Origin of the sequence: Rhodococcus phenolicus (assembly GCF_001646785.1) — a bacterium.
Taxonomy (GTDB): Bacteria; Actinomycetota; Actinomycetes; order Mycobacteriales; family Mycobacteriaceae; genus Rhodococcus; species Rhodococcus phenolicus.
In genome coordinates this window covers 1-662 of record NZ_LRRH01000225.1, presented here as the reverse complement: position 1 = coordinate 662, position 662 = coordinate 1, and the positions used below count along the sequence as shown (strand labels likewise).

General features: G+C 68.7%; 1 protein-coding gene and 1 pseudogene. Both read right to left on the bottom strand.

What is annotated here, in order from left to right; all coding sequences use genetic code 11:
• Positions 1-330 (bottom strand): DivIVA domain-containing protein (locus A8G15_RS29050; RefSeq protein WP_068166657.1); only part of this gene is annotated, 330 nt, incomplete at its 3' end.
• 28 nt (positions 331-358) lie between these two features.
• Positions 359-662: pseudogene (locus A8G15_RS29045) on the bottom strand (glucosyl-3-phosphoglycerate synthase); the annotation flags it as partial.

The window sequence follows — 662 nt, the reverse complement described above, 5'->3', positions numbered from 1 at the left end:
GACCGAGCTGCCGTCCTCGACCGAACCGTCGGCCGGCGGGCAACCGGCACCCTCGTATTCGGCGACGCGGGCGCGCAGGCCGTCGATCTCACGGGCCAGCCGGTCCAGGGCCCAGTCCACCTCGGAGGTCTTGTAACCCCGCACCACCTGCTGGAAACGCAGGTCACGGACGTCGACGCCGGTGACATCGGTTGCGGGGAGCACCGTCGCCGTGGTCCCCGGAGGGATCGGCGCCAGGACTTCTCCCCTGCCGAACACGGCGCTCGCGGCGGCGAACAACACCGCGCCGACGATCACCATGACGACGACGTACAGCAGAACCGTCAGCATGATCCGATCTTGGCACGGACCACCGACGTCAGATTCCCGGCCTGCCGATCACGGTGCTCATGGGCGGCCGATCGGTCAGCTCCACGTGGCGCGCGACCGGGACGAACGAATCCCCGTCGACGAGGAACTGGGTCAGCGGCGCACCGGAATCGGGGAGGCCACAGCGTCGCAGCATCGTTCCGATGATCTGCCTGCTCATGACGCCGAGATCCGACAGCGGGCGGTTCCGGTGCTTGCGGACACCGAGATTGACCTGCGCGATCGCACCGAGCCCGAGGCGGTCGTAGGTGTCGAGCAGCAGCCCGATCTCGACGCCGTAGCTGGGCGCGAAC